This is a genomic window from Nocardioides soli (assembly GCF_014191495.1).
In the GTDB taxonomy this organism is placed as follows: domain Bacteria; phylum Actinomycetota; class Actinomycetes; order Propionibacteriales; family Nocardioidaceae; genus Nocardioides; species Nocardioides soli.
This window is the reverse complement of the sequence record NZ_JACHWR010000002.1, coordinates 1,738,779-1,761,952: the sequence shown is the minus strand read 5'-3', so window position 1 is coordinate 1,761,952 and position 23,174 is coordinate 1,738,779. Positions and strand designations below refer to the sequence as shown.

Genomic DNA, 23,174 nt, shown 5'->3' with positions numbered 1-23,174 from the left:
CTGGGGCTCCCTTCCCGAGTCAGCTCGCGAGCCAGCCGTGTGTACGGATGATGGTCTTCGTGCGTTCCGACAGTTCCATGGGGGCGTCGCCGTCGTCGGACCGGTTGCAGATCTCCTCGCGCAGGATCCGGTCGGCCTCGAGTTGGTCGCCCTCGGCCTTCATGACGTGTGCCAGGCACAGTCGGGTGCTCTCGCCGTCGGGGTCTGCGCGGTTGGCGACGTAGGCGGCGGAGCGGGCCTTGATCAGGTCGCCGGCCGCGAGAGCCTCGGTGACGACGATGAGGGCGACGTCGGCGATCCAGCCGGCCGCCATGAGGTCGACGCGGTCAGGCTCGTTGGCCAGCCAGGACCATCCCTGCGCGCGGAGCTGGCTGAACGGCTGGGCCTCCCCGACCAGCTCGAGCGCGGTGCACAGGTCCGCGACGCCTTCTGCGCCCCCTCGGGCCTGGCCGCGCTTGCGGAGCCGGAGGAACAGGTCCAGGTCGACGAGCAGGCCGTCGTCGACCTGGTAGACGTTGACGCCGGTGACCTTCGCGGCCGGTGCCTTGTCGGCGTAGGGAAGGTGGTCCTCGCCGGTGCGGGGGTTGGTGCCGAGCCAATCGCGGACGATGTTGGTGTAGTCGCGCACCTTGCCGTCAGAGATCGAGAACGCCTCGCGGATCTGCTCGCGGGTGGCGCCGTGCTTGCGGTGCAGGGCGAGGAACGCCAGCAGCTCGGTGAAGTACGGCTTGCGCTTGGCCAGCGCCTTGCCGTGGGCGCGGGCTGAGACCGGACCGAGCAGGGTGAGCCGGGGCCGGTCACAGGTGGGTGAGAACCAGTCGGCGATGTCCTGGTCCAGGTCGGGGTCCTTCTCCTCGACCTCGGCGCGGACGTGACCCGGCACCTTGGGCGCGAGCGCCTCGAGGTCCTCCTGCACGATCGCGCTCTCGCGGATGTACTTCTCGTCCTGGCCCTCGAGGAGGGAGGACATCGGCTCGTCAACGGCGTCCTCGGGGGTGTTGCGGGGCAGGGTGAACTCGCGACGCAGAGCCCCGGAGGAGTCGGTGTAGGCCTCCCAGCCGTCGGTGGCGGTCTCGTCCACGGGCGTGTCGACGTACTTCGGGGTCTCGCTCTGGGCGTAGACCAGGGCGCAGCCGCGGGCCTCGTCGCTGGTGAGGCCGACGGCGATGAGGTTGAGGCCGGCGTGCTCGAGGACGACGCGACCGGTGTTGGTCATGTGCAGCACCGCGCCCGGGGTGTTGGGGCGTTCGCCTGCGACGACGATGGAGGTTGCCGACTGTCCGACGTGGTCGGTGACCAGCTGCAGCAGCTGCTCGAGGTCCTCGGGATCTCCGGCGGCGGCGTCGACCAGGAGCATCCGGGCGGGCCAGGTGTCGTCGTCGACGCTGCCGGTGCGGGCCGTGGACACGTCGGTGTCGTGGCGCTTGGCCCGGTCGACGGTGGTGACCGCGGCCGCGAGGATCTCCGCGGTTGCCGGCGACCCGGCTGCTCCGGTCGGGTAGAAGCTGATCCGCTCGTCCATGGCGACGGTCTCCTCGGCTACGCCGATGCAGTCCACCTGCACCCGCCGCGACCAGGGGTTCACGGCCAGCTGGGCGGCGAGGTGGCGGGCGAAGTCGCGGCCGTAGGTGGGGTCTCCGCTGATGGTGAGGGTGGACAACTCCTCGCAGTTCAGCAGCCACGTCTCGCCGGTGTCGCTCATCCCGATGGTGGCCAGCAGCGGGTAGGGCGGCTCGACGGTCTCGGTGTCGGGACCGAGCTGGTCGACGTCGGTATCCGTGGTGACGTGCCAGTGGGTCTGGTCGGGGCTGCCTACCCAGGGCGCGGGGACGGTGGCCGGCGCGCTGAGGTGCAGGGTCAGCTTGCCGTGCCCGAGCTCCACGGCCGCGAGCGGCGGCATCGTGGTGCCCTGGGCGCCGACGGCGGCCGCGAGGCGACGCAGCGCCTCGTCGGCGAACTCCACGGTGGCGGCCGCGGCGGCGCCGGTGGCGTTCAGGGTCATCTCCACCGGCGCGAGCTCCGGCGACGCGGCGGCGATCGCGCGGCCGGGCGGCCGGTTGCGAAACGCGGTGCGACGGCGTGAGCGCAGGGCCATCAACAGGGCCCCGGACAGCAGCACGCCCCCGCCGGTGAGACCGGCGAGGACCCAGGGTGCCTCGAGGATCGAGTCGTCGCTGTCGTCGACCTGGTCGACCTCGGCGGCTGCCGGCTGCTCGGCCTGGGGCGGCGCGACCTCGGGTGCCTCAGTCTCAGGTGCCGCAGTCTCGGGAACCTCCGGCACGTCGGGCTCCTGGACGACCGGCGGCTTCTCCTTGGCCGGCGGGTCGACGGGCTGCTGGTCCTCAGGACTGGCGGGGTTCTCGGGCTCGACCTCACGCGGCTGCTGCTGGTTGTCGGCACCGGGGATGTTGAGGGTCCAGCCGACGTCGATGACGTTGGGGTCGGTCAGCTGGGCTCCGCCGGGCTGGGTGACGCCGGTGGAGGCCTGGTAGATCTCGGGCCACCGGTCGGCGTCGCCGAGTTGCTCCTGTGCGATCTCGCTGAGGGTGTCGCCGGCCTGGACGCCGTACTGGTGTGCGGGGGCGTCCTTGACCTGAGGCGCGGGCAGCTTGAGCACCCAGCCGGGCTCGAGGAAGCTCGGCTGCGTGCCGAGCAGGTCGCGGTTGAGCTCGGCGATCTCCTTGTACCTGGCTCCGTCGCCGAAGTGGTCCTCGGCGATCGACCAGAGGCTCTCCCCCGGCTTCACCGCGTGGTCGACGGTCTTGGGCGCTTGGCGCTCCTGCTTCACCTCGGCCTTGACGTCCTGCTGCACGGGGGCCTGGTCGACGGCGGCGGCGTGGACGTGGCTCACGGCAGCCGGGGCCGCGGCCGCCGAGCTGATCGTGGTTGCCTGCGCGGCGATGGGGGCGGCGATGAACAGCAGGGCGGCCAGGCCGATGAGGCCGCGCGCTGCGGCCTGGGGCCGACCAAGGCCGGGCAGCTGGGGTGCCTGGACCTTGCGGAGCGCCGCGATGGCCTCCACGACGAGGCTCAGCGCCATGAAGGCCCACGCGACCCAGCCGATCACCTTGAACAGGCCGAGAACGAGTGTGCCGTCGTCGGGCGCCAGGAGCGCGTTCTTGACGCTGTCCAGGGTGGGCATCTGGTCGGGGATCGGGCTGGCGCCGATCGCGAGGAAGAGAGCGGGCAGGCCGAGGACGATGCCCAGCACGGCGAGCGAGGCGGCGAGGCCGGTGAGTCGCTGGCCGATGGTGGGGTGGGGCGTGGTCATCGTTCGATGCCTCCTTCGGCGCGGATGAGCCGCGCGGACGCCTCCCCGGTGACCTGCATGGAGTCCAGGCCGATGATCCCGAGGAACTTGCTGGTGTAGGTGTCGGTGGTGGTGACGATCAGGGTGTCGCCGTCGACGACGCGCGCGTTCCCTTCCACGCCGGCGGCGTGGAGGTAGTCCATCGCGGCCGCCTTGGCGGCGTTGATGTCGACGCGGAGATCCTCGCCACGCACCGCGGTCGAGCCCTGGACCTCCTGGGCGCCGGTGCGCGCTGCCTGAGCAGCGGCGCTGCGGGCCTGCTGCTGGGTGTGGACCTTGCCGCCGAGGTCGACGGCCATCCCGACAAGAATGATCATCGCGAACGAGGCGGTGGCGAACCACACGCTGATGGAGCCCCGCTCGTCCCGGGTGCGACCCGAAGGGAGGCGGCGCAGCTGCTGCCTCATCATCGGCGCTCCCGATATGCGTCGACGGGACTGCTGGCGGTCGCGGTGATCGTCCTGGTCCCCGGCACCCCGGGGATGGCAAGGTCGGCGACGTCAACCTTGCAGGTCACCGTTGCGGTCACTTGCGCGGTGGTGCCCAGTGGTGCGTTGAACGCCGCGGCGTTGACCGTGACGTTGGTGGTCGCGCACTGCAGGCCCTGGTCGTTCAGGCTCCTGCTGGCCGCGGACTTGCCGGAGCTGATCGCCTCGCTCTGGGTCCGCTCGATGGACGCTGCTCGAGCTGCCTCGTAGGCGGCGGCCTCCACCGACTGCTTGGCGATCTCGACGCGTCCGCCGAGGATGATCATCGCGATGAACAGGCCGAAGGCCGGGACGCCGATCGCGGCCTCGATGGCCACGGATCCGCGCTCGTCCCGGCGGGGGCGGGAATCATGAACTCGCCAGGTCATTCCGTGAGCCTTTCGACCGGGACGCTGGCGCTCTGCCTGACGGTCACCTGCCAGCCGGGGATCACGCTCAGCGACTTGCCGGTGACGATGATCGTTGCCGTTGTCGTGGTCCGTGATCCGGAGACGCTGGTGGAGGTCATCACGTCGGATCCGCCGGCGTCGTGGAGGAAGGTGTTCGCCGTGGCGACGCCGGACTGGCGGGTTCCGGTCTCGCTGCCTGCCTCGCGGGCGCCCTCTTGCGCGGCCGCGAGCGCTACCTGCTTCGCGTGGTAGTACAGGGCTCCCTGGAGGCCGAGGAACATCAGCAGGAACAGCGCGGGCATCAAGAAGACCATCTGGATGGTCACTGACCCGCGCTCGTCCCGGCTGCGGCGCTGAGAGCTGGCGAACATGACGGAGCTGGTCCTGCCTACTTGATCTTGCCGGACTCGCTGGTCACGAAGGCCTTGATGGCTGCGACGACGATGGCCACGATCGCGATGGCTGCCACCGCCCAGAGCACTTCCTGAATGGTGACCGAGCCGCGCTCGTCGCGCTGCCTGGTCGCGCGGTCCTCGAGGGATGCGAGCGCGGTCATGGCCGCCATCTGGAGGGCGATGAAGAGCTTCAACATCGGGGTTCTTCCTTCCTGGTTCCTGTTTCGGTTGCGGTCTGGGGTGACCCGGGACGCGAGGGGTCGGTGTTAGGTCGGTCAGGTGGCGAATCGGAGCATCGAGGGGGTGACGAGGATCGCCATGAAGACGATGCCGAGCAGGCTGGCCGGGATGTACATGCGCTCGGAGGCGGCGTTGGCCTTGCCGAGCTCGGCGCTGAGCATCGCCGAGCGGAGCGCCGCGGCGCGGGCCCGGAGGTTGTTGTAGATCTGGGCTCCGTCCTGGCCGGACTGCTGCATGATGTCGGCGAGGTCGTCGAGCTCGGGGACGCCGAGCTCGTCGGCCAGGCTGTGCAGGGAGTCCCACGGTGCGCGGGTCATGTAGCGGGCGCGGCGCAGCTCGCTCTCGATGCGCTTGAACACCCACTTGTCGCCGACCTCGGCGGCCGAGCGCAGCGCCTGCTGGCCGCTGGATCCGTCGCGGACACCGGTGGCGACCATGTCGATGTAGGCGCCGAGGGCCCGGTTGAACTCGATGCGGGCCTTCTTGGCCGTCGTCGGTGGCGTTGTAGTTGGGCATGAACCAGAACAGGGCAGCCAGGGCCAGCGATCCGAGCGTGGGGATGGCGAACGGCAGCGGCAGCCCGATCAGCGAGAAGAAGGTCGCCAGCAGCGGCGGCATGACGAGGCCGAGCAGGGCCCAGACGACCTTCTCGCCGTAGAACCGGGTCTCACTGATCTGCAGGATGGCCAGGTCCTTGCGGGGCGTGTGTGCCCAGGCGCCGCCGGGCAGGTTCTTCATCGCCCACAGGCCGATCCGGTCGACGGCCGAGCCGGGGTCGGTGCCGGCGTCGTCGAGGCCGGGGGTGCCGCGGCGGGGCACGACGCGGTCGGGCGAGAGCCGGTCCAGCGCGTCGACCAGGTCGGGGTCAGAGGGCGCGAGGCGCCACACGAGCAGGGCGAGGGCCAGACCGAGGAGGGTGCCGCTGGCGAGCGCGAGCTGCAGGCCGGTCATGCCAGTGCTCCTTCCTTCTCGCTGTGCGCTGTGCGCTGGGCAGCGCGGTGGGCGTTGCGGGCCTGGAGGTCGAGGAATCGCGGGAGCGGCTTGGCGACCGGCCATGCCGGCGCATCCACAGCAGCGTCGCCACGTATGCGGCCAGCAGGACCGGCGAGGACGACCTGACCCAGTGGGGTGCCTGTAGGGCTCGATGTAGTCGCCGGTCAAGGCGAGGATGCCGAGCACGCCGAGGGTGATCACGGTGACGGTGCGTGCGGTGGTGCGGGGCTTGGCCTGGTCGGCGGCGATCTGGCGGCGTGCGCGGACGTCGGCCGCGACGGTCTCGGCGAGGGCCTCGAGGGACTTCGACAGTACCGGCCTGTCCCGCGGCCGCTGGCGGCGAGGATCAGCTGGCTGGCCACGACGTCGCCGGTGGAGTCGCTTGAGGTCCTCGGCGAAGGCGCGCAGCACGTCCTCGGTGGAGGAGGTGTTGTTCCACAGCCGGGAGACCATCAGCCCGACCTCGCGCTCGATCGGCTGCCGGCGTCGACTGCAGCGACTTGATGAGCGCAGAGCGCAGCGGACTGTCCCGGCGGTCAGCTTGCCCGACAGGGACCGGGTCCACTCCTCGAGCGCCTCGAGCTTCTCGATGCTCGCGGCGGCCGGCGGCGGCGTGAGCAGCAGCGGGATGCCGACGATCGCGGACGGGACGAGCACGATCGCGATCACCCAGCCGGTCACCAGCGCGACCAGGAGGCCGGCCACGGCGCCGCCGATCATGAGCATCCGGGTACGACGGTCGAGCCGGACGAACCAGCTCCCGAGCCGTCCGAACGGGGTGGCGGTCCGGGCCGGCTTTGGCGGCGCCGGGATCATCGCGTAGACCATGCCGATCAGGCCGATGACGATGAGGGCGCCGAACACGGCGGGCAGGAACCCCGATGACATTGGGCTCATGAGGTGGCCACCCCCGGGTTGGCCTGGGACTCGGCCTTATACGCCTCGAGGTCGAACCCGTGGCGGGCGAGCTCCTGGGCGAGGAAGTTGTCGAGCTTGCCGGTCGCAACGGCCTGGCCGAGCTGGTTGGGCGCGAAGATCGGGGTGGTGGCGTACCCACGGGCCGCGTCGATGCTCGGCTGGACGACCAGGACCTCCTCGACCCACCGCTGCTTGCGGAAGGTCCCGTCGCCGTTGGGGACGACCTCGGAGCGCAGGTACATCACGATGTCGATCGCCGCGGCCAGCTTGCTGATCGCCAGCTCGCGGGTGACCTGCGGGCCCTTCTCCATGGCGCAGGAAACGAGCTTCTCGATGGTGTGCTCGGCGCTGCGGGCGTGGGTGGTGCTGATCGAGCCCGGGCCGGACTCCATGGCCTTGAGCATGTTCCAGACCTCCGGGCCGCGGACCTCACCGACGATCTGGCGGGCGAGGTTGAACCGGAAGGAGTGATGGATGGCCTCCTCGAGGCTGAACTCACCGGCCTGGCGACCGTCGATGCCGACCTCGCCGGATCCGGGGCGGTGCTCCCACGCGTGGACGATCTTGTGCCGGTCGACCAGCTCGTGCAGGTGCAGCTCGAACTCGGTCTCGAAGGTGCCGATCATCTCCCACGGCGGGATGCACGAGCACAGGGCGCGGACCCAGGTGGTCTTGCCCGAGCCCTGGACGCCGGAGACGACGATGCTCTTGCCGGCCCGCACGCAGGCGGCGAGGAAGTCGGCCAGGACCGCGGTGCAGGCCTTGCGGTCGTAGACCATCTCGTCCATCGACACCTCGCGCATGCCGTGGCGGCGGATCACGACAGAGGTGTAAGCCATCACCCAGGAGCCGGCAGCGAGCCGCGCTCCCCCGGGCAGCCGGAGATCCAGGTGCGGGCGGGCCTCGGTGAAGGGCCGGTTCTGCCGGGCGCCGAGGTCGGCGAGGAACTCGCGCAGCTCGTCCTCGGAGTCGGCGATCGGGTCGGCCTCGACGAGTGTGCCGTCGACCAGCTCCAGCCACACCGCGCAGACCGGGCCACGGGCGATGACAATGATGTTCTCGACGTCCTCGCGCTCGACCAGGGGCTGCAGGCGGCCCAGACCGAACAGGGCGGCGTGGAGGGCGGACTTGAGCGCCTTCTCCTGGTCCTTAGTCCACGGGGGCCGGCCGGTGGAGACCAGCGTCTCGGCCTCGGACTTGATGAGCTCCTCGATGACGTCGAGGCCCATCTGCTCGCGGTCCTCCTCGGTGACCCGGCCACCTTCCTTGTCCAGACGCGCGGTCAGTCGCGAGGAGATCTCCGCGCGGTACTGCGCGATCAGCTCCCAGTCCAGCTCGACCCGGCCGTCCGCGCCGGGGACGTTGTGGTGGTGCTCCTCCGGTGCGGGCGCAACGAGAGGGCGCAGGCTGAACTCGGAGCGGGCGCGCCCCGGCAGCTGCTCCTCGCTGGTCCAGGCGGAGGCGAAGATCGGCAGCGAGGTCGGGTCGTGGTCCTCCGTGGCCGGCGGGGGCGGGGGCGGCTGGGTGTTGCGACCGCGGGCGAAGGGCGAGGTGCGGTCGCTGGTCGCGGCGTGCCGTGCCTCGAGCCACTCGTCGGCGCGCAGCGGGTCGCGGCCGTTGGTCCCGGGCTGGTGTCCGTTGGTGCCGTTGGTGCTCATGCGCGACCTCCGTTCGTGGGAGCGAGGGCGGCCTGGTTGGCGCCGAGGATGGACTGGATGGCCGCGGCGCTGGCCCGGTAGCCGCGCAGCAGCCCGGAGGACTCGAACTTGCGGGGCTTGCGGGCGCCGTGGGAGTAGACCTCTGCCACCTCGGGCTCCCATTCCACGGAGGCGACGACGGGGATCTGCAGGGCCTTGGCGATGTGCCGGGCGCTGTACGGCCGGACTCGGGCGCCGGCGGGCATCGCGGGCCAGCGTCGCTCCTCGTCGACGAGGAGGACCCCGAGCCGAGACAGGCCACCGACCCCAGCGAACTGGGCGCGCAGGGTCTTGGCCCAGCTGGTCGCGCCGGCCAGTGCCGGCAGCGAGCTGCGGGTGACGAGCAGCGTCAGGTCGGAGGCGGCGATCAGCGGCTGGGGCCAGCCGGCGAGGCCGAGCCGTCCGGCGTCGACGATGACGTCCTGGCCATTGCGCTCCAGAGCGCGCAACTGCTCGGTGAGCGGGTCCCACAGCGGCAGCAGGCTCGGGGCCTGCTCGTGGGCGCGAATGCCAGGCAGGAACCAGGGCGCGCGCTCGGCCGGGGCCTCGGGGTCCAGCAACAGCGTCTCGCGAGGAAGGGCGGCAGCCAGTGTCCCCTCGCGCATCGCGAGGGCAAGGTTGATCAGCCCGCCGGTGGGTTCCTGGGTGCCGTGGAAGTAGCCGGCGAACACCGCGGAGGAACCGGTCGGGTCGGCGTCGACCAGGAGCACGGGACGGTGCCAGTTGAGGGTGAGCCCCAGCGCCGTGGTGGAGACGCCGGGCGAACCGCTCGCGGAGGCGAGGACGATCAGCGCCATCGGTCAGCGCTCCCGAGCGTCCAGGACCAGTGCGACCCGCCCGGTCGCGGCACGGGCGGCCAGGTCAGCGGCATCGCCCTCGGGGACAGAGACGTCAACAACGGTCTCGCCGGTCTCCTGCACGCGGCTAACACCAACGACGACTGCCTCGACCGTGACCGGGTCCTCGTTAGTGATCTCGCCCTGGTCGCCGGGCGTGGTGACGATCCGGACCGAGTCACCGGAGTAGAGCGGCTCCGAGGGCATCTGGGCGGGAGTGAGGCTGATGCCCACCAGGGACTCCCCATCCCCCGGCACCAGGCTGTCGGTGACGGCCTGCTCGGTGAGCAGGGTGCCGGCCCACAGGTCGACGGCGGCGCGGCTGCCCTCGAGTTCGCCCTTCTGACTCCCGGCGACCGGGGTCAGCGCTGGGTCGATGCTCACCCGCACCACCGAGAGGTCCCCGGCCTCGATGGTCGCGCCGCGCTTGATGTCACGGCTGACGATCAGGACCTCTTGGGTGTCGTTGACCGAGGTGAACGCGAACGCGGTTCCCAGGGCGCCGGCGGCGACAAGGGCAGCACAAAGTGCGAAGACCCACGGCCTGCGGCGCCGCTTGAGCCGTGGACTGTTGTTGAGATTGGGCGCAGGTCGACTGGCGGAGGGCGCCTCGCCCGACGCACTTTGAGCGGTGTTAAGCGACATGGATCCCGAGTCCTCTCGTGTCTCGATCACCTACGTGTCAAGACGGGCCCTCGGCGATCACCACAAGCCCAACTCGATACTTGCGCACTAGTGCATTTCTATCGAACGGCTCGGTTTCCACAGGTGACCGATTCCGAGATGACATCGCCCAGTCCTGACCGGAAGGGTTGCGCAGCTCATTCCCCCGATGGAATTAGCGTCAACGCCTCCGAATGATCCGGAGTCCATGGGACCACAGATCGTCCGCTTCTTCCGGAATCAGTTTCTCGCCTGTGGATAGCGTCCAAAACCCGGCTGCAGTTGCGCACTCGTCAGGCCGAAGTGTCTCCGCGCCGCTGGCGCTGTCGCTGGGACTCACGGAGAGCCGCGACCACCGCATCGACGGCCACCCCGCAAGCGCGGGCGAGCGCTTCAAGCGACTCACGTGCAGGGAGTCTGGCCCAGCGCCCTTGCTCCCAGGCGTAGTAGGTCGGCACAGCTACCTTCACGGCCATCGCGAGCTTCGGCGCGGTGAGCCCTGCCTGCAGGCGCAGCGCCCTGAGATCGGGGACCTCACCGTCGATCTGGATCAGCCGAAGCGTCGGGATGTCGAGGGCGTTGGCGAGTCTCACCAGGAAGTCGGGGCGCGGAGATGACGTGCCCAACTCCCAGCGAGAGATGCGCTCACCCCCAGCCGCTCCCACCAAGCGCGCCAACTCATGCTGAGTCAACCCCGCTTCCTCGCGAGCAGCCCTCAACGCGTTGGGGTCGATTCCGGAGGCCATCGCCGACGAACACTAGCGGTACCGATCGCCTGCGGGATCGGTCAGGCTGGGCTGCCCCGGACCGACGACCTGGGACCGCGGAGCCCGACCGTCTCTCAGTGAGTGCGCCGCTGGCGACGCGGACACTCCTCGCCGCACGGCGAATGACCTTGGGCGCGAGATCGCGCCCAGCCTCGGTGTCACCCTCGGTGGCCTTGCCCCCGCTGGCCACCCGGTGCAAGCCCCACACAGGGCCGTGAGTTCTCCCGCGCGATAGCCGCCGGATTTCCTTCGTGTCGCAGATCGGGCTGATCGCCTACCGACCTCGTTCGCACCTAGTGACCAGAAAGCGAGGTGGACCATGAGCACTCCCCCAGCCGAGAACCCGGTCCCCGGTGTCGTCACCTTCACCGCCCGCGGAGACGCCGCCCTCGATCGTCTGGCCGAGGCCCTGGTGGCCGAGTGTGACGGCTCGCCAGGGGGCATCGCCGACATCCTCGAGCGGGTCCTGGAGGCCGACGTCGAGGACCTAGGGCGTGTCTCCCAAAGAACGCCGAGGTGGGTCGGGATTGTTGACTCATGTCGCGTTCGGCAGTGCTGACTGATGCTCAATGGGCCCGGATCGAGCCGCTGATGCCGTCCTCGGTCGGGCAGCGGGGGCGGCCCTTTCGTGAACACCGGCAGGTGGTGGAGGGCATCGTCTACCGGTTCCGGACCGGGGTCGCGTGGCGCGATCTGCCGGAGTCGTTCGGGCCGTGGCAGACGGTTTGGAAGCGGCACCGCCGGTTCTCCGCAGATGGGACGTGGGACCGCATCCATTCCCGGCTGGTCGCCGAAGCCGACGCGGCCGGCGAGGTGGACTGGAAGGTCTCGGTCGACTCCACGATCAACCGCGCGCACCAGCACGCCACGAACATGCACCGTGTCGAGCGAGCGCCCGGCCGACAGCGCAAGGGCCCCACAGGGGGCTGAGTCGAACTACACGGATCTGCGGGCCGAGCCGCCCGATCATGCGTTGGGGCGCTCACGCGGCGGGGTCTCGACCAAGATCCACCAGCTCGTCGACGGCCACGGTCGCCCGCTGGTCGTCGTCGTGTCACCGGGCCAGGCCGGTGACTCCCCAATGCTCGCGCCGCTGCTGTCGCACCTGAGCGTGGCCAGGCTCGGACCCGGGCGGCCACGGACCCGGCCGGAGGCGGTGATCGGCGACAAGGCGTACTCCTCACGCGCGATCCGCGCCCAGCTCCGAGCCCGCCGCGTCGCCGCGGTGATCCCGCAGCCGGCCGACCAGATCGCGCACCGCAAACGCCGCGGCTCCGCGGGCGGTCGACCGCCCGCCTTTGACGCGGACGCCTACAAGGGCCGCAACGTCGTCGAGCGCTCCTTCAACGACCACAAGCAGTGGCGTGGCCTGGCCACTCGCTACGACAAGCTCGCCGTCGTCTACCGAGGCGCCGTCGTCCTACGAGCGATCACCCTCTGGCTCCGCCAATAAGGAGACGTGCCCTAGCCGAATGCCTGAGCGAGACGACCCGGCCGCACGCCGATCGACCTGGCCGCGGCGTCGACGAGGTCGGTTCCGCGGGCGAGAGCCCCGACGATGCCGCCCGTCGTCGACTCGGAGCGCGCACGCCAGGCGCTGCCAGCACGCCTGGGACACGCAGCATCAACGTCGGGCGCTGATCCCGATCGACGGCATACACGTCGTTACACAAGCCCGCTGTGTAACAGAATGTATGGGAGACCTCTGATGCTGCCCAACCCCTACGCCCCGGGCGAACTGCCGCGGGTCCTGGCCGGGAGGGAACAACAGCAGGACAGGATCAGAGGCTACCTAAGCCGGATCGGCACCTACGGCGAGATGGGCGGCCCGCTCCTGGTGTTCCTAGGCCCGCGCGGGGTCGGCAAGACCTCCCTGCTGCGCGAGGCCCAGCGCCACGCCGAGGCCCACGGATTCATCACCGCATGGGTGGCCTGCCGCCGCAACGCGCCGTTCCTGCCCGACCTGGTGAGCCGTGTCGGCAAAGCGATCGAGACCGCGGACATCCTCCCTCGCTCCGAGAAGGGCAGCTGGCGTCTCCGCCTGGAGAGCATCGGCCTCGAGTTCGGCCTGCCCAGCGTGGTGAAGGTGAGCGCCGCGGCCGCCGCCGAGCGCTCCGGCACCGACGCGCCTTCACGCGGCGCCCAGATCTCAGCCCTCGAGGATCTCCTACACGAGACCAGCACCCGGGTCCGCGGCCCAGGCGGCGCGGGCCTGGTGGTCTTCATCGACGAGCTGCACGCGGGCACCCGTGATGACCTCGCAGTTCTGCTCAACGCCATGCAGAACCTGGCTGGACGGCGCGAGGACAACCCGTTCGCCGTCATCGGCGCCGGCCTACCCTCGACGCCGGGAGTCCTGGTCAACGCGGCCACATTCGGTGAGCGCAGCACTTCCTCACACTCCCCCGACTCGAGCCGGCCGCCGCGGCGGCCGCCGTCGCTGAGCCTGCAGCTGAGTTGGGCGTGACCTGGACACCCGCAGCGCTGCAGGCGGTCGCCGGCGAGGCCCAAGGGTTTCCCTACCTGCTACAAGTCCTCGCGCACGCGACCTGGGATGCGGCCCAACCCTCCGCGGCCGGCGACGTACTCGACCTCGACCAGATGCACGCAGGGCTGCCGCTCGCAGATGACCAGCTGACCGCGATGTACGCAGCCCGGTGGGCGGCCGCGACGGACCTGGAGAAGCAGATCATGTCCGTGATGGCGCAGGCCGGCACTCCCACGGTGACGCGGGCAGAGATCGCCACGGCGCTCGGCCGGCCCACGCAGGCCCTTGGTGTTCCGCGTGAGCGCCTGATCGACAAGGGCATCATCGAGCCCGCCAGTCGCGGCGAGGTCCGGTTCACGATGCCCGGCTTCGACCGCTACATCCGCGAGACCCTGGCCACAGAAGCACCCTCGGCCGCCGACCCGGCACCCGGCAGTCTCGATGCCGGCCGCCGCCGGCGTAAACTCCCGTCCGCCTCCGACCGCGGCAGCGACGCGCCGCGGCGTTAGGGCTCGCGGCGAGCCTGCCGACGTAGGTCCGCCTCGAGCTCGGCGACGCCCTCGCCCAGCGGCATCGGGGGGCGCGACGTCGGCGAGGCCGTCGAGCAGCTCGTCGACGTCGCCGTCCTCCAGTTGCGGTGCGCTATAGGCGTTCCACTCCCCCACCGCCGCGGCGAGCCGGCGGTAGGCCTCGACGTCGGCCGGAGCGTTGAACCAAGCCGCAGCGGCGAGCGCTACCCGCCGTGCAATCAAGGCCGCCTGGTCGTCCATGGCCGATCAGTCTCCTGCCCCCGGGCCCCGGAGGGAACCCTACGGCTTATCCACAGCCCGCCGCCGGCGGCGCGCGAGCGCCGGCGAGATCCGCGAGACTCAAGCCCTACCTCTCGGCAGGAAGGGCACCTGGTGGACGACGACGACCAGCTCGAATCGGGCGGGCATGCGACGGCGGCCCGCGAGCATGTCTACGGCTTCAACCGCGCCACGATGTGGGAGCGCGATCAGATCCCGGCCGAAACCTCCGACGAGCTCGCGGAGTTCGCAGACCTCGCGGCCGCGCTGCCCCAGGCGTTCTCGCAGTTGTCGAGCACGCTCGAGCGGGCTCTGGCCGACCAGGTGCTCAGCATGGACTCGATGACCGACGAGTCCGACCCGGCAATGGCGATCGGCGTCGCGCGTCTCCATCTGGAGGAGGCTCGCGGTCTCGCGGTCGACCTCCACAAGCACCTCAACGCCGCGCGGAACGCCACCGCGCACATCATCAGCCAAGGCGTCGACGACGGGCAGGAGTCGATGCCCTGGGACCAGCCCTGACCTCACGCGGCTGAACGGCCCGCGAGATTCCCTCGCGCTCGGTGATCGCTCGAGCGGGTCGACCTTCCTTTGGTGACTGAGAGATGACCCCGGTCCACCAAGGAGCTGCACGTGAGCACGCCCACCGATTCCCCGTCCGCCGCGGCCGACCGTGACCCGGTTCAGGAGGCCCGCGACTGCCTCGAGCAGGCCTTGGCCGCGCTCGATCGACTCCGCGAGGTGCTGCCCGCGTCGAGCAGTATGCCCCCGCCCGACGCAGAGGGCGGTGAGTCGTCATGACGACCGACACCGCTCTGCACGCCGCCGACGCCGTCTTCATGGCCGAGCAGTCCGTAGGACGTGCCCGCCGGGTCGTCGACGAGCTGCACACCACGATCAACTCGGCACTCCGGGTTCTCGATGACGCCGAACTCGACTCGGCCAAGGCCCGCCTCAGCGACCGTGGTGACTACTACCTCGAGGCGGCCGGCGAGCACTTGAGCCGCCTGCAGCGGCGCTGCAGCGACAACGCTGAGCTGGTTGATGAACTCACCGGACACCTGGAGCGGGCATCGCACGCGGTCGCCGACGCTCACGATCTCCTCCAGGAGGCCGACACCTCCGATCCGGAGATCGCCAGCGAGGTCGCGCAGTTGAAGCCGCGCCTCGCCGTCATGGGCGAGATGATCGACCTGGCCAAGCCGATGGCCCGGCTCACCGCGCAGCACGTCGACAGCGCGCAGATAGCGGCCCAGCGGGTGACGCCGCCGTCGCTGCTGGAGCCGGTCACCCTCGAGCGGAGCATCGCGACCGCCGGCAAGGAACTCGGCCGAGCCGACGAGGACATGCGCCTGCTCGAGAACGTCGTCGACCACGCCGCGGCCAACGCCCGACAGTCGGCCGGCATCGCCAGCGAGCATCACCGACAACGCCCGCCGGCGGATGGCCGAACAGAGACGCGGCCAGGTGCCCCGCCAGGCGGCCCCGGCCGTCGGGTCACCGGCGCGGTAGGCGGGAGGACGGTCATGGACCTCGATCAGGGCGGCCGCCAACTGGCAGGGCCTCAGTCCTCGATGCCGCCGGCCGCGGGCAGCACGACCAGGTCGCCGACCTGATCGCGCCGCTGGACGCCGACCAGCTCCGGTCAGCTGGTGGCCGGTCCTCGCCTGTCCAGGTCGACCAGACCCTGCCGTCGGCAGCCGGCAACCGGCCCGGCAGCGGTGTGCGAGCTGGCCATCAACGCCGCAGCCCCGATGTTCGGCACCACCCCGGAGGCGATCCTGAGCGCCGAGCGCAGCCGCCCGGTCAGCGACTGCCCGCGCCGTGGCAATGACCGCCGCCCGCGAGGTCGGCCTGTCCCTGCCAGCGATCGCCGAACACTTCAACAAGGACCACGGCTCGGTGGTCCACGCCGTACGCCGCACCGCCGAACGGCCCCGGCTGGCCGCCGCCGCGGCCCGGGTGAGCGAGCACGTCAACGTCCGCTACGCCGCCCGGATCCCACGGCCCGAAGCGACTGTGGTCCCCCTCCACCCGGATCCGCCGGCGTCGATGTTCGAGCCCGATGGCCCGGTCGAGCACGCCGTGGTCGCGGCCGCGGAGGCCTTCGGCACCACCCCCGAGGATCTCCTGGGCGCCGACCGCAGCAGGGCCGCGGCCGATGGCCGTGCGGTCGCGATGACCGCGGCCTGCATCCAGGGGCACAGCCTGCCGGCGATCGCGCGTCACTTCGACCGCGACCACACCACCGTGCTCCAGGCGACCCGGCGCATCGAGAAGTCCCCCGCGCTGAACGGCCTGGCCGCGAAGATCGCCGCCGGCCTCCCCGAGGAGATCCCTGACCCGGCGCCGGCGTCGACGTTCGAGCCTGACGGCCCGGTCGAGCACGCCGTGGTCGCGGCCGCGGAGGCCTTCGGCACCACCCCGGAGGTCCTCCTGGGCGCCGACCGGACCCGAACGGCCTCGGATGCCCGCGCCGTGGCCATGACCGCGGCCCGCATCCAGGGGCACAGCCTGCCGGCGATCGCGCGTCACTTCGACCGCGACCACACCACCGTGCTGCACGCGACCCGGCGCATCGAGAAGACCCCGCCGCTGCGGGACCTGGCCGCGACGATCGCCGCCGACCTACCCGAGCAGCCCTCCAGCAGCATCGGTGCCGGCGACGTCGTCGAGCACGTGCCCGAGCGCGGTCACCGCTCCCTCGGGGTGCGCGAGCAGGAGCGGGCGATCCCCGGTGCCGGCGAGCGGGATCAGCTGAGGGTGGCCCGGTGAAGGCCCTGATCGGCCTGGCGGCGGCCGCGGTCCTCGCGCTGACCGCCGGCGGGATCAAGGCTGCCATCCCCGGAGGTCCGACCGGCCCCGAACCAACTGAGGGCGCGGCCACCCGGGTGCGCGTGACCGCCGTCGTCGACGGCGACACGATCCGCGTCGAGACCCTCGGCGGCCGCCAGCTCGGCCGCGTCCGGCTCCTGGGGATCGACGCCCCCGAAGTCGCCCACCCGCCGACGCCGGCCGAGTGCTACGCCGACCAGGCAACAGACCTGCTCGAGGAACTCGCGCCGGTCGGCAGCACCGTCCAGCTCGTCACTGACAGCGGCCAGCCCGACCGCGACCGGTACGACCGGTTGCTGCGCTACGTCGACCACGACGACGTCGACGTAGCCCACGAGCTCCTGGCCCGCGGCGCCGCACGCCGCTACGAGGCAGCCCAGGACCTCGCCCGGGAAGACTCGTACGCCGCGGCCGCCGACGATGCCCAGGAGGCCCCCCGTGGCCTGTGGGGGACCTGCTAAGGGACGGCCGGAGATGGACGAGCAGCCGATGACGGCCGCCAAGACACTGGCCCGATGGTGCTACGGCCGCGGCGTCGACGAGCGCATCCTCGGCTGCGGTGAGCAGTTCCTCAAAGCGGCGGTCGACCAGGCGCTCGGACGTCCGGCGCCGGCGCACCTCGAGCATGCGCCGTGGCAACAGACCGCCACGGTGCTGCGCCAGCGTCGCGACCGGGACCGCGACCACCAGATCACTCCTCCGCCGCCCGCCCCGTGTCTGCCCTGCGCCGTGGCGGTCGACCAGTGCCCCACCCACGCCGGCCGGCCCTGACGTGCCTGCGGTGGCCAGCTGCACCGCATCTTCGTCGACGAGGGCTACGACACCCATCCGTGCTGCGACCGCCCGGACACGACCGGTTCCCAGGCCGTCCTCGAGCACACGGCACAGATGCTCGCCGCCACACTGCTGGCCCAGCCGGCCTGAGCACCGGCCAGGCCCCGCGTTCAACCCAGTTCGGCCGCGATGATCGCCCGGGCCCTCGGTCCGCACATAGGTGACCAGGAGGACCGGCGCAGCTGGTGCCGGTCCACGGGATCCATAGGAGTTCACATGAGTGACGCCCCTCGCGAGGAAGCCGCGCTCGATGAAGAGGCGCGACAGCGCGCCGAGGAGATCGGGGCCAGCGAGGAAGCATGCGCCCAGGCCGCGGCTGCCGACACCGGCCCCTCCCCCGACGCCGAGATCGCACAGGTCCACCGGTCCGACCGCCAGCACGACCACACCGACACCGCCGCCTACCAGCGGCCCCAGCTCAGCCGCCGCCGCGGCCCGCGCCGATAGGAGGCCGCGATGGCTACCGCACTCGCGCCGACAACCGGACCCTCGACCGTCCGCTGGGTCGACTGTTCACACAAACTGGGCTCGCTGCCCTGCATGAACCACAAGCCGCACGAGGGCGACGGCCGCGGCTGCGTGCACCACTCCACGTCCGGCTTCCAGGACGACGAGTAACCCGCCGCCGGCCGCCGCACCGCCAGAGAACAGCCTCAGCCATGCACCAGGTGAAGCCGCGGACGCTGAGGCTGCTCGACGGCCGTTTGCAGGCGCTGCATCCGCTCGAGGGTCATCGGGTGCCCGTAGCGCCGCAGCAGACCTGCCAGCACGGGACCGAGGCCGAGCGAGAGCACGAACCGGTCGGCCTCGGCCTCCGCGTGGAGCTCGATCCGCCGGCCGGCCGCCGGCACCAGGTAGGTCAGCGCGATGACCGCGCCCCCAAGCAGACCGGCCCAGGCCCGGTCCTCAACGACCGACTGCACCGCGCAGATAACCCCTACGACGCCGCGCAGCGTCCAGGCCAGCCGCATGAACGGAAGCCAGGCGAAGGCACGGCCGACGCCGCGGAACGTCGCCACCATCAACCGCCACGGCGTCGTCGCCGCCAGCACGGCCAGCTCCAGACGCGGCCGGATCGCCTGGCGCCGGCCGACCGCATGAGCCAGCGCGGCGGCCGCCTCCGCGCCGGTCACACCGCCGCGGTACGTCGCCTCGACCAGCCCAGGGCTGACCACCACACTGCGCCGGCCGATCGCCACCGCCACCGGGGTGCTCGGTCGCTGGATCCGGCGCACGAACAGCGCGCCGACGTCGACACCGCGGCCGCCCAGCTCGACCAGCACCAGCGCCATCACCCGGACCTCGGCCTCCGTCGCCGGCCGCGACCTGGTCAACGCCGCGACCGCAGGCTCCTGCAGCTGCCCCAGCGCCAGCGCGACCAGCAGTCCGCACGCAGCCATGAACGCCACCAGGCCCAGCGGCGGCGGGAGCAGAGCGCACACCACCGCGGTGAGGACGAAGCTCACCAGCAGTGCCGGCGCCAGCGTCACGGCTCTCAGCACGGTCATCGGGAACCTCATCTCGACCCTCCTCCATCTTGCAGCCCTAGTGCGGATCTCTTGACTTTGCTCGCGGTGATCGTCCGGCAACCACCGAACGACATAGGCGAACGAGACCAGTTTGTGCCCAGGTGCCGACCGCACCCCGAGTTATCCACAGCCCGCCGCTCGGCGCAGCGGGCCGCGGCCGGCCGTGGGTTCATGGGCCAGGCCGACCTCCGACTGAAAGGAACACGCGTGGACACCCTCAACGCTGACGCCACCTGGGGCCGCCTCGGCTCGATCGCCCAGCTGCTGCACCAGGCCGCTGCCCAGGTGTGGAGCGACGCCGAGGACGCCGCCCCCGACTCCCCGCTCCACGACCTCGGGCTGGGTGTCTACCTCGCGCACTCCCAGGTCAGCGCCCTGCTGCCCGACGACTACGAGCTACCCGACGTCGACCCGCTCCCCGACCTCGAGGAACGAACGCCCCTGCAGCTGCTCACCGAGGCCGAGGAGCTGACCCGCCCGCTACCGCTGCACCAGCCGGACATGGTCCACGGCTCGCAGCTGGTCGTCGACCTGTGCGACCTCATCCGGGAAGCCCGCGGCCTTGGCTACTGACCTGCGCCTGGCGTACGCCGACATCGACGAGGAGCTCTTCGACGTCGACCAGATCCCGATGACCTCGCGCGACGTACGCACCGTCGGCGAGATGCTCTTCGACGTCGACTACCTGGCTCGCCAGCTGCTCGTGGACGTCGACGGCGATGACGCCGGCACGCTCCTGCGGAGCTGGCCGACGATAGTCGCGGCCGCGGAGGACCTGTGGGCCTCGCTACCGGGTCGCCGACCTGGCGTCGACGAGCGCGATCGGCCCATCACCAGCCTGTCGGCGCAGGCCTCGACCATCGCGTCCAGCCTGTCCGGCCGGAAGGCCTGGCCAGGTCCGGGCCCGACCAACCCCCGCGTCGACCAGATGACCCAGACTCTCCTCAACGCCGCGGCTCTGGTGCGCCGCTACGGCGCCGAGGTCCCGCACGAGCAGACCGAGGCCCACCGCGACCTCGAGGCAGCCCGGACCAGAGTCATGCACGGTCTCTACCTGACCGCCCACGCCGTCATCGTCGCCCTGCACGAAAACGGCCGCGACCGCGTCAACGACGCCCGCGGCTCCGGCCGCCGGGTCCAGCTGGCCCAGCACCACTCCCCCTACGCGATCGCACCCACCGGGGTCTGGGTAGACCGGATGTCTGCGTGCGAGAACACCGCACGCAGCTACCTGACCGACCGGTTCGCCCAGACACTCGCGGGCGAGGCGATTCGGCCCGTCGACGACCCCGGCCGCCTGGCACAGGCCCTGGCCAACTGGGACATCCAGTCCCACCGCGCGCTGGCCCGCGACCTTGAGCCGTCCAACATCCTGCTCATCACCCGTACCCAGGGACTCGTCGCCGGCGCCAGCATGGTGCTCGTCGACGCGGCCGCCACCGCCGGCATCCTCGAGCCCTCGGACCGCCTGGTCCCCGCGATCGCCGAAGCAGGCCGCTCCTGGAGCAATCTAGCCCGCCGCTGGGGCGACCTCGCTCCCCCGGGCGCTCGCCTCGAGGAGCCGTTGGCGCGCGCGGCCGCGGAGGTCCGCGCCGCGTACCGCCAGATCACCCACAACACCACCACGCTCGCGGCGCCGGAAGTCATCGCCACCCGGCCAGGACTCCCCCAAGCCACCCTTGCGACCCTCCGTGCGATCAGGGCCGGCGCCGAGCTCGCGCACGTTGTCGCCGAGAAAGGCAACACGGCAGGTCTCACCGGGCCTGCACGGGCACTCTCGATCCGCGCCCACAACGACATCGAAGCCGGCTTGGTCGTTAATCCGCCGGAAGGCGACGTCGTCTGGGTCAGCCCGGCCGACATCCTTGCCCGCCGCAACGTACCGATACCGCGACCAGTGCGGGAGTCCCTGCGTACAGCGAGTGCAACGACGGTATCCGCCAGTGCAACGGCTGCAGCAACTGCTGACCTGACCATCGCCAACGGCGCCGACCGATCGCTCGATGTCGCGGCAACTTCCCCGGCCCTGAACCCGCTGCCCACGCGTCGACGGTCGCTGCTCGAGCCGGCCTTTACACCCCTACAACGGTTCGGCGGTGCCCAATCACGATGAGGAACCTATGTCCGAGACCACCCTTGCCACGGCTACCAACTCCACGCGGAGGCGCCGGGCGATCCGTCCAGCGGCATCGCACAACCGCTGCGCATGGGTCACTTCCGACCCGTTCCTCCTGCGTTGATCGCTGCGGGCGCCTTCCTTCCCCTAGGTGACCGTAAGCAGTCACCGGCGAGACAACGGAGTGGATGCACGATGGCACGACCGACAGCAGCACAGAAGCAAGCACGTGAAGCGGCAGAACGCGCTCGCAAAGCCCGCGATACAAGCGCCGACCGACAGGTAGAGACCCCGGCGTTGTCGATGGTGACGGCGGGCTACGACCCGCTCCTGACCATCGAAGAGGTCTCAGAGTGGCTCGGGATTCCCAGAGGCACGCTCTACCAGTGGCGCACCCGCAAGCAGGGCCCTCGGGCCATCAAAGTCGGCGGAGCTCTTCGCTACCGACGCACCGAGGTGGAGACCTACCTGGACCAACACACAGATCCCCGCACTGCCTAGCACGCATACCCTCTAGCGAACGACCGCACAACGCGCCATCCGGAAGGCCCGCATGATCGGCAAGTACCCGTTCGGGATCGACCAGCCCGCATCGAGTGAGGCCGGCTGATGCCGCGCCCGCCGATGCCGCCAGGCACCTGGGGCACGATCGGCGTCTCCAAGACCGCCGCCGGCACCCATGAGGCCTCCGCTAACTATGTGTACTTCAGTGGCCGAGTGGCACGCGTCCGCGCCCGCGCTGACAGCGCCCAGGCTGCTCGCACCGCTCTGATCCGGAAGCTCCAAGAGCTCAACGGCGCCGAGGCCAGCGAGAACGAACTCACACCGCTGACCACGGTGGCTGAACTCGCTGTCTTCTGGCTGCGAGAGAAAGAGGCGCAGCAGGTGGCTACGAACTCCCTCAAGGCATACCGCAGCACGGTGAACAACCAGATCGTGCCCGTGATCGGAGAGCGACGGCTGCGCGATTGCCGGACGAGCACCCTTGACCGCGTCGTCAAAGATCGAGCCGCCCTTGGCTTCAGCCCCACCATGCTCCGCAAGGTCCTCCACGGAATGTTCGCCGTGGCCGTCCGTCACGACGTCATGGCCTCGAACCCGGTGCGGGACGTCGCGCGTATATCGAAACCGCGACGCGAGATCGAGTACCTCGACATGGACCAGATCCAGGACGTCCGCAGCCTCGTCGCAGAGTCGACCAGCAGCAAGCGACCGGGCCCACGGCCGACCACCGATCTCATGGACGCTGTCGACCTCATCCTGGGTACCGGCTGTCGCATCGGCGAGATCGGCGCGCTTATCTACTCCGAGATCGATCTGGCAGCCACACATCCCACACTTACCGTGTCCGGAACCATCATCACCGAGACCGGTGTGGGCACCTTCCGGCAACCGTGGACCAAGTCCAGCGCCGGCTACCGCACCCTGTTCCTACCACCGTTCGCCGTCGGGATCCTGCTACGGCGCCAGGTCGAGAACCACGCCAACCCGCACGGCGCTGTGTTCCCGACCCGCCGCGGAACCTGGCGGCAGATCTCAAACTGGGAACGGATGTGGAACCAGGTGGTCGACGACACCGCCTACGACTGGGTCACCTTCCACACCTTCCGCAGGTCGGTGGCCACCCTCATCGACCGTGAAGTGGGAATCGACGCTGCCCAGGCCCAGCTCGGTCACGAAGACAGCGACATCACCCGCGACTTCTACGTTCACAAGGCCACGGTCGCGCCCGATCTGACCGTCCATCTCGAGAAGTTCCGGCCCTCTACCTGACGGTCGCCCCACGAAGTCCCCCGCACGGGAGCGCTCGATACCCGGCGTGCACTCTGCCCCGCGCAGAGCGCTCTCGAGGTCTTGGCCGCGAGCGTTACTGGCCTGTTTCTGGACA

27 protein-coding genes and 2 pseudogenes are annotated in these 23,174 nt (G+C 70.7%); 18 read left to right on the top strand and 11 right to left on the bottom strand.

What is annotated here, in order from left to right; all coding sequences use genetic code 11:
• Positions 1-19 precede the first annotated feature (19 nt).
• The 6 genes from FHU40_RS18700 to FHU40_RS28445 form a co-directional block, all read right to left on the bottom strand.
• Positions 20-3,271, bottom strand: coding sequence for a LysM peptidoglycan-binding domain-containing protein (locus FHU40_RS18700; RefSeq protein WP_183593713.1), 3,252 nt, complete (start codon positions 3,269-3,271; stop codon positions 20-22).
• Positions 3,268-3,720, bottom strand: a complete 453-nt coding sequence (locus FHU40_RS18695; protein WP_183593712.1) for a TadE/TadG family type IV pilus assembly protein — start codon at positions 3,718-3,720, stop codon at positions 3,268-3,270. The genes FHU40_RS18700 and FHU40_RS18695 overlap by 4 nt, the downstream gene beginning before the upstream one ends.
• Entirely contained in the window at positions 3,717-4,115 is a 399-nt protein-coding gene (locus tag FHU40_RS18690; protein WP_343057929.1) for a TadE/TadG family type IV pilus assembly protein, read from the bottom strand. The genes FHU40_RS18695 and FHU40_RS18690 overlap by 4 nt, the downstream gene beginning before the upstream one ends.
• A 47-nt stretch (positions 4,116-4,162) precedes the next feature.
• On the bottom strand, positions 4,163-4,513 hold the full coding sequence (locus FHU40_RS18685; protein ID WP_296211322.1) for a TadE family protein: 351 nt from the start codon (positions 4,511-4,513) through the stop codon (positions 4,163-4,165).
• A 62-nt stretch (positions 4,514-4,575) separates the two neighbouring features.
• A complete protein-coding gene (locus FHU40_RS18680) occupies positions 4,576-4,779 on the bottom strand; it encodes a hypothetical protein (protein WP_057322463.1) in 204 nt (67 codons plus the stop codon).
• A 78-nt stretch (positions 4,780-4,857) separates the two neighbouring features.
• The gene (locus FHU40_RS28445; protein ID WP_246390655.1) at positions 4,858-5,259 is read right to left on the bottom strand and encodes a type II secretion system F family protein; all 402 of its coding nucleotides are present in this window, start codon (positions 5,257-5,259) and stop codon (positions 4,858-4,860) included.
• A gap of 77 nt (positions 5,260-5,336) precedes the next feature.
• Between FHU40_RS28445 and FHU40_RS28440 the strand changes: the two genes are divergently transcribed.
• Both FHU40_RS28440 and FHU40_RS18670 read left to right on the top strand, forming a co-directional pair.
• The gene (locus FHU40_RS28440; RefSeq protein ID WP_246390653.1) at positions 5,337-5,480 is read left to right on the top strand and encodes a hypothetical protein; all 144 of its coding nucleotides are present in this window, start codon (positions 5,337-5,339) and stop codon (positions 5,478-5,480) included.
• Between the two features lie 876 nt (positions 5,481-6,356).
• Positions 6,357-6,638 carry a hypothetical protein gene (locus tag FHU40_RS18670; protein ID WP_183593911.1) on the top strand — a complete coding sequence of 94 codons (282 nt, stop codon included), beginning with the start codon at positions 6,357-6,359 and terminating at the stop codon, positions 6,636-6,638.
• Positions 6,639-6,708: 70 nt separating this feature from the next.
• Here the strand turns inward: FHU40_RS18670 and FHU40_RS18665 are convergent, their stop codons facing one another.
• The 4 genes from FHU40_RS18665 to FHU40_RS18650 form a co-directional block, all read right to left on the bottom strand.
• On the bottom strand, positions 6,709-8,391 hold the full coding sequence (locus FHU40_RS18665; RefSeq protein WP_183593709.1) for a TadA family conjugal transfer-associated ATPase: 1,683 nt from the start codon (positions 8,389-8,391) through the stop codon (positions 6,709-6,711).
• Complete coding sequence (locus FHU40_RS18660) at positions 8,388-9,227, bottom strand: CpaE/TadZ family protein (protein WP_183593708.1); 840 nt, start codon at positions 9,225-9,227, stop codon at positions 8,388-8,390. Before FHU40_RS18660 ends, FHU40_RS18665 begins: the two co-directional genes overlap by 4 nt.
• Before the next feature lie 3 nt (positions 9,228-9,230).
• The gene (locus FHU40_RS18655; RefSeq protein ID WP_183593908.1) at positions 9,231-9,911 is read right to left on the bottom strand and encodes an SAF domain-containing protein; all 681 of its coding nucleotides are present in this window, start codon (positions 9,909-9,911) and stop codon (positions 9,231-9,233) included.
• A gap of 311 nt (positions 9,912-10,222) precedes the next feature.
• Positions 10,223-10,675 carry a helix-turn-helix domain-containing protein gene (locus FHU40_RS18650; RefSeq protein WP_183593707.1) on the bottom strand — a complete coding sequence of 151 codons (453 nt, stop codon included), beginning with the start codon at positions 10,673-10,675 and terminating at the stop codon, positions 10,223-10,225.
• Positions 10,676-11,233: 558 nt separating this feature from the next.
• On the opposite strand from FHU40_RS18650, the pseudogene FHU40_RS18645 reads away from it, so the two are divergent.
• From FHU40_RS18645 to FHU40_RS18595, 12 genes and pseudogenes are all read left to right on the top strand, one after another.
• Positions 11,234-12,149: pseudogene (locus FHU40_RS18645) on the top strand (IS5 family transposase).
• 255 nt (positions 12,150-12,404) lie between these two features.
• On the top strand, positions 12,405-13,163 hold the full coding sequence (locus FHU40_RS18640) for an ATP-binding protein (protein ID WP_183593706.1): 759 nt from the start codon (positions 12,405-12,407) through the stop codon (positions 13,161-13,163).
• Positions 13,160-13,693 (top strand): hypothetical protein, encoded by a 534-nt coding sequence (locus FHU40_RS18635; protein ID WP_183593705.1) that lies wholly within the window; start codon positions 13,160-13,162, stop codon positions 13,691-13,693. The genes FHU40_RS18640 and FHU40_RS18635 overlap by 4 nt, the downstream gene beginning before the upstream one ends.
• A 393-nt stretch (positions 13,694-14,086) precedes the next feature.
• Positions 14,087-14,494, top strand: a complete 408-nt coding sequence (locus tag FHU40_RS18630; protein ID WP_183593704.1) for a hypothetical protein — start codon at positions 14,087-14,089, stop codon at positions 14,492-14,494.
• Between the two features lie 111 nt (positions 14,495-14,605).
• On the top strand, positions 14,606-14,773 hold the full coding sequence (locus FHU40_RS18625) for a hypothetical protein (RefSeq protein WP_183593703.1): 168 nt from the start codon (positions 14,606-14,608) through the stop codon (positions 14,771-14,773).
• Positions 14,770-15,588 carry a hypothetical protein gene (locus tag FHU40_RS18620; RefSeq protein WP_183593702.1) on the top strand — a complete coding sequence of 273 codons (819 nt, stop codon included), beginning with the start codon at positions 14,770-14,772 and terminating at the stop codon, positions 15,586-15,588. Before FHU40_RS18625 ends, FHU40_RS18620 begins: the two co-directional genes overlap by 4 nt.
• Positions 15,589-15,787: 199 nt before the next feature.
• Positions 15,788-15,883 (top strand): annotated as a pseudogene (locus FHU40_RS29060) (helix-turn-helix domain-containing protein); the annotation flags it as partial.
• 141 nt (positions 15,884-16,024) lie between these two features.
• A complete protein-coding gene (locus FHU40_RS18615; protein ID WP_281374788.1) occupies positions 16,025-16,747 on the top strand; it encodes a helix-turn-helix domain-containing protein in 723 nt (240 codons plus the stop codon).
• Positions 16,744-17,268, top strand: a complete 525-nt coding sequence (locus tag FHU40_RS18610) for a thermonuclease family protein (RefSeq protein ID WP_183593700.1) — start codon at positions 16,744-16,746, stop codon at positions 17,266-17,268. The genes FHU40_RS18615 and FHU40_RS18610 overlap by 4 nt, the downstream gene beginning before the upstream one ends.
• A gap of 13 nt (positions 17,269-17,281) precedes the next feature.
• A complete protein-coding gene (locus tag FHU40_RS18605; protein ID WP_183593699.1) occupies positions 17,282-17,578 on the top strand; it encodes a hypothetical protein in 297 nt (98 codons plus the stop codon).
• 279 nt (positions 17,579-17,857) lie between these two features.
• Positions 17,858-18,088: a hypothetical protein gene (locus tag FHU40_RS18600; RefSeq protein ID WP_183593698.1), complete on the top strand. Its 231-nt coding sequence runs from the start codon at positions 17,858-17,860 to the stop codon at positions 18,086-18,088.
• Positions 18,089-18,097: 9 nt separating this feature from the next.
• Positions 18,098-18,259 (top strand): hypothetical protein, encoded by a 162-nt coding sequence (locus FHU40_RS18595; RefSeq protein WP_164519692.1) that lies wholly within the window; start codon positions 18,098-18,100, stop codon positions 18,257-18,259.
• Positions 18,260-18,294: 35 nt separating this feature from the next.
• On the opposite strand, the gene FHU40_RS18590 is transcribed toward FHU40_RS18595, so the two are convergent.
• Positions 18,295-19,161 (bottom strand): hypothetical protein, encoded by an 867-nt coding sequence (locus tag FHU40_RS18590; protein WP_183593697.1) that lies wholly within the window; start codon positions 19,159-19,161, stop codon positions 18,295-18,297.
• A gap of 216 nt (positions 19,162-19,377) precedes the next feature.
• Between FHU40_RS18590 and FHU40_RS18585 the strand changes: the two genes are divergently transcribed.
• From FHU40_RS18585 to FHU40_RS18570, 4 genes are all read left to right on the top strand, one after another.
• A complete protein-coding gene (locus FHU40_RS18585; protein ID WP_183593696.1) occupies positions 19,378-19,743 on the top strand; it encodes a hypothetical protein in 366 nt (121 codons plus the stop codon).
• 58 nt (positions 19,744-19,801) lie between these two features.
• On the top strand, positions 19,802-21,283 hold the full coding sequence (locus FHU40_RS18580) for a hypothetical protein (RefSeq protein WP_183593695.1): 1,482 nt from the start codon (positions 19,802-19,804) through the stop codon (positions 21,281-21,283).
• Positions 21,284-21,376: 93 nt separating this feature from the next.
• Positions 21,377-21,787 (top strand): helix-turn-helix transcriptional regulator, encoded by a 411-nt coding sequence (locus FHU40_RS29625; RefSeq protein WP_343057927.1) that lies wholly within the window; start codon positions 21,377-21,379, stop codon positions 21,785-21,787.
• Positions 21,788-21,895: 108 nt separating this feature from the next.
• The gene (locus tag FHU40_RS18570) at positions 21,896-23,059 is read left to right on the top strand and encodes a site-specific integrase (protein WP_183593694.1); all 1,164 of its coding nucleotides are present in this window, start codon (positions 21,896-21,898) and stop codon (positions 23,057-23,059) included.
• The last annotated feature ends 115 nt before the right edge of the window (positions 23,060-23,174 follow it).